The sequence below is a fragment of the bacterium genome (assembly GCA_040757115.1).
Classification (GTDB): domain Bacteria; phylum UBA9089; class CG2-30-40-21; order CG2-30-40-21; family SBAY01; genus JBFLXS01.
This window is the reverse complement of record JBFLYA010000294.1, coordinates 1-4,270: the sequence shown is the minus strand read 5'-3', so window position 1 is coordinate 4,270 and position 4,270 is coordinate 1. Positions and strand designations below refer to the sequence as shown.

5 protein-coding genes are annotated in these 4,270 nt (G+C 37.4%); all 5 read right to left on the bottom strand.

Annotated elements, in window-relative coordinates; genetic code table 11:
• Nucleotides 1-2: 2 nt before the first annotated feature.
• A complete protein-coding gene (tsaD, locus tag AB1422_17315; GenBank protein ID MEW6621063.1) occupies nucleotides 3-995 on the bottom strand; it encodes a tRNA (adenosine(37)-N6)-threonylcarbamoyltransferase complex transferase subunit TsaD in 993 nt (330 codons plus the stop codon).
• A 287-nt stretch (nucleotides 996-1,282) separates the two neighbouring features.
• Nucleotides 1,283-2,488: a cofactor-independent phosphoglycerate mutase gene (locus AB1422_17310; GenBank protein ID MEW6621062.1), complete on the bottom strand. Its 1,206-nt coding sequence runs from the start codon at nucleotides 2,486-2,488 to the stop codon at nucleotides 1,283-1,285.
• 9 nt (nucleotides 2,489-2,497) lie between these two features.
• Entirely contained in the window at nucleotides 2,498-2,722 is a 225-nt protein-coding gene (locus AB1422_17305) for a hypothetical protein (protein MEW6621061.1), read from the bottom strand.
• On the bottom strand, nucleotides 2,719-3,225 hold the full coding sequence (locus AB1422_17300; protein ID MEW6621060.1) for a nucleotidyl transferase AbiEii/AbiGii toxin family protein: 507 nt from the start codon (nucleotides 3,223-3,225) through the stop codon (nucleotides 2,719-2,721). The genes AB1422_17305 and AB1422_17300 overlap by 4 nt, the downstream gene beginning before the upstream one ends.
• A 1-nt stretch (nucleotide 3,226) precedes the next feature.
• Nucleotides 3,227-4,270 (bottom strand): threonine synthase (gene thrC / locus AB1422_17295; GenBank protein ID MEW6621059.1); only part of this gene is annotated, 1,044 nt, incomplete at its 5' end.

Here is a 4,270-nt window from a genome sequence, read left to right as displayed (position 1 = left end):
GCTTATTCAATGCCCAACTTTAGATTTGGGTTTGCATTTAATGATAATGGGGCAAATTTCCGCTGAAGATATTTTACATAACCTAATCCAGCAATCATCGCCGCATTGTCTGTACAGAATTTAGGCGAAGGATAATAAACGGTTATTCCTTTGGTTTTAGATTCTGTGGTTAATCTTTCTTTAAGTCGGCTATTAGCGGCTACACCTCCACATAAGATAATATTTTTTATATCATTTGCGGCAGTAATTGTTTTATCAACCAATACATCTACTATTGCCTCCTGAAAACTGGCAGTAATATCTTCGATATTAGCTGGCGTCTGAGCTTTTAGAAAATGAATTAAAGATGTTTTTAAACCACTTAAACTGAAATCAAAGCCTTTTTTTCGCCATAATGGGCGTGGGAATTTAATTGCATCTGGCTTACCTTGTTTTGAGAAGGCATTAATGATAGGGCCGCCGGGGTATCCTAAATCAAGTAATTTAGCCGCTTTATCAAATGCCTCGCCAACGGCATCATCTATCGTCCTGCCTAATAATTTATATTTCCCCCATTCATCAACCTGAACTAATTCCGTATGACCACCAGAGACAATGAGGGCGATTGCCGGTAATGAAAGTTGTGGATTTTCTAAATATGTCGCATAGATATGTCCCTCTAAATGATTTATTCCAATAAGTGGTATATTTTGTGAATAGGCAAGTGCTTTGGCAAAAGATAAGCCGATGAGTAAAGAACCAACTAATCCAGGACCATAAGTAACTGCACAAGCATCGATTTCAGATAGATTTACCTTTGCCTCATTTATCGCAGACTCCACAACAACATTGATTAATTCAATATGTTTCCTTGAGGCAAGTTCTGGAACAACACCACTAAATCTTTTGTGAATATCTACTTGTGAAGCAACTATATTAGAGAAAATCCTTTGCCCATTTTCAACCACTGCACAGGCAGTTTCATCACACGAAGTTTCAATGCCTAAAATTAACATCTTAGTAAATGTTCAACCCTCAGGTATCAGTAGTCCTTATCCTTACCCACATCTTTTACTGGACAATGTTATTAACTATGCATTCATTCACCATTCACAATTTACCATTCACCATTTTTTCCCTAAATTTCCTTAATAATGGTGAATGGTGAATTGTCAATTGTCAATTATTAAAACCCCTTTCTTCTCACGCTTCACGGTGTCCACTAAAGCTTGTGGGTAAGGATAAGATCAGTAGTCAGGGGATGCAGGATGCAAGATACAGGCTGATACCTGCAGGTTTATTATTAACCCATAATAAAGTAATTTATTAAAGTATGCCCCTCTTGAAAATTAATTAAGGTATTTTTTGCTGAGCGTTCATTATATTCTAATATTTCATCTGGTTCTATTTTATGTCCATAAAGTATAAATGGGACATTATCCGCGGAATGGGTTTTAAGTGAAATTGGGGTTGGGTGGTCGCATAGGGCACAAATTCTCACTTCATCTTTTATCCCCGGCAGACCATTAATAATCGTGCCGACTACTTTTGAATCAAAATCTTCAATTGCCTTAATCTTGGCTTGTAGGTCACCGTTATGACCGGCTTCATCTGGAGCCTCGACATGGACAAATACAAAATCCTTATTCTTTAGTGCGGCTAAGGCATATTCAGCCTTGCCAATAAAATTTGTATCAAGATAACCCGTTGCTCCAGGAACATCAATTATCTCTAATCCTGCACATTTCCCAAGCCCTTTAACCAAATCAACTGCGGCAATAACTGCACCGCTGAGCCCAAATTTTTGTTCAAGTGTAGGCATTTTTGAAGATTTCCCCTGTCCCCATAGCCAGACCATATTCGCTGGATTTTTATTTTCTTTAAGTCTATTTTGATTAACCGGATGATTTTCTAAAAATCCTTGCGAGGCAAACATTAATTCACGAATAACCTCTGCTCCTTCACCTGTTGGGAGATAAGAATCATAGGGTTTTCCAGTAATGTCATGAGGTGGCGTGCAGGTTAATCGGACATTTTGCATCTTGCATCTTGCATCTTCCTTTAATACCATTAGATGGCGATAGCTAACCCCGGGGTAGAATTTGACCTGCTCACTACCAAGTTTTTCATTTAAAAACTCAATTATCTGTTTTGCTTCGCTGGTTGAAATATGTCCTGCACTATAATCTTTTAGTATTTCCTCTTCTATTGTTACAAGATTACATCTAAAAGCAATTTCATCTTCTTTTAATTCAATTCCCATACTTGCGGCTTCAATAGGCGCTCGGCCGAGGTAATATTTCTCTGGATTATAGCCTAATACAGACAAAATGGCAACATCACTTCCTGGTGGCATCCCCTCCGGAATAGTTTTAATCAGTCCCACGACACCATTTTGGGCTAAGTAGTTTAAATTTGGAATATTAGCGACTTCCAGAGGTGTTTTTTCCCCTAATTCTGGAATGGGATAATCTGCCATCCCATCGCCAACTAAAAGGATATATTTCATAAGGCACCTCTAAATATTTTGTAGAGATAGCATTTCATCAAACCACTGTAATACCTCTGTTGGTTTAATATTTTGTGCTTGCTTTCGTAGTAGTTCCTCCTCACCATCAAATTCTTCAACTTTTCCATATTCTAATATTCTTTTCACAGCTATCGCCGGTGGTAATGAAGAAATTTCTTCTCTTAATAAATAAAGTTCTTTAAACTTTTCCTTTAATAAGTCCTCAATATTCATAATTGCTCCAAAATTTTTATAATCTGTGGATGGATAATACTAAGTTGTGTTATATCTTGCATATCCTGAAATCTTTTTGCCTGAAGTTTTTGAAGAAATAAATCATTAAGTCCAACAACAGGTATTTTTATATCCTTATCCTCTTTCCAATTCACAATTACATCTTTTAATTCTATATTAAGCATAATATCAACTCTAAAGAACATATCATTCGGATGTATGAAAGAAAATACCTTCGCATTTTTTTCTTGCATCCAGAAATCTCTTTTATTTTTATCCGCTAAACCTATTGGATTTTCCGGGACATAAGGTTTGAGTCCTAAAACAGATATTGCCTTAATTAATTTTTTAATATTTGGTTTGGAGAAGTCTAAAATCAAATCTATATCTTTCGTTGCTCGAAGAAATCCCCAAAGTCCTACTGCCACACCACCTGTAATTGCATACTTAACCTTTTCCTGATTTAATGTTTGGATTAACCTTATAAATCGTGATTCTACCATTTTAATACCCCAAAAGTTCTACTATCTTTTCTAACTTTGCTGGCACTACAGTGGGTTGAGGAGCAACTTTAATTGCTCTATCAGGGTCTTTTAGTCCATGTCCGGTCAAGATACAGACAATAGTTGATAATCGGTTAAAATAGTTTTGTTTATTTAGTTTAATTACACCAGCCACAGATGCGGCTGATGCTGGTTCGACAAAGACTCCTTCTAAAGAGGCAAGCATTTTATACGCCTCAATAATTTCTTCATCTGTTACCTTATCAATTATTCCGCCGGATTCATCCCTGGCGGCAGATGCCTGTTTCCAACTGGCAGGATTACCAATTTTTATAGCGGTAGCAATCGTTTGTGGATTTTCAATTACTCTGCCTTCGACGATTGGTGCTGCCCCAGCGGCTTGAAAACCAAGCATTTTGGGTAAAGAGGCTACTTTACCTGCTTGTTTATATTCTTTATAGCCCTTCCAATAGGCAGTGATATTCCCCGCATTACCAACTGGAATGGCGTGATAATCAGGGGCTTTACCCAAAACATCCACTATTTCAAAAGCACCTGTTTTTTGCCCTTCTATCCGATAAGGATTAATGGAATTGACTAATGTAACTGGATATTTAGCGGTGATTTCGCGGACTAAATTTAAGGCATCATCAAAATTTCCCTGAACAGCCAGGACTTTTGCACCATGCATTAAGGCTTGAGCGAGTTTCCCTAAGGCAATTGCCCCTTCAGGAATTAATACCACACAATCTATTTTTGCCAGAGCGGCATAGCAGGCCGCTGAGGCAGAAGTATTTCCTGTTGAAGCACACATTACTGCCTTGGAACCTTCTTCGACTGCCCTGGAAATAGCCAGGGTCATACCTCTATCTTTAAAAGAACCCGTTGGATTTAGTCCCTCATATTTTAAATAAATCTTGAGATTTCCACCAATTGCCTCACTTAAATTTTTAGCCTCAATTAAAGGGGTATTACCTTCTTTTAAAGTAATTATTGGGGTTTTATCCCTCACAGGTAAAAAATCTTTATATTGGGCAATTATCCC

Coding starts and splice junctions, on each gene's coding strand:
- tsaD (MEW6621063.1), bottom strand. CDS start 995: ATGTTAATTTTAGGCATTGAAACTTCGTGTGATGAAACTGCCTGTGCA.
- AB1422_17310 (MEW6621062.1), bottom strand. CDS start 2,488: ATGAAATATATCCTTTTAGTTGGCGATGGGATGGCAGATTATCCCATT.
- AB1422_17305 (MEW6621061.1), bottom strand. CDS start 2,722: ATGAATATTGAGGACTTATTAAAGGAAAAGTTTAAAGAACTTTATTTA.
- AB1422_17300 (MEW6621060.1), bottom strand. CDS start 3,225: ATGGTAGAATCACGATTTATAAGGTTAATCCAAACATTAAATCAGGAA.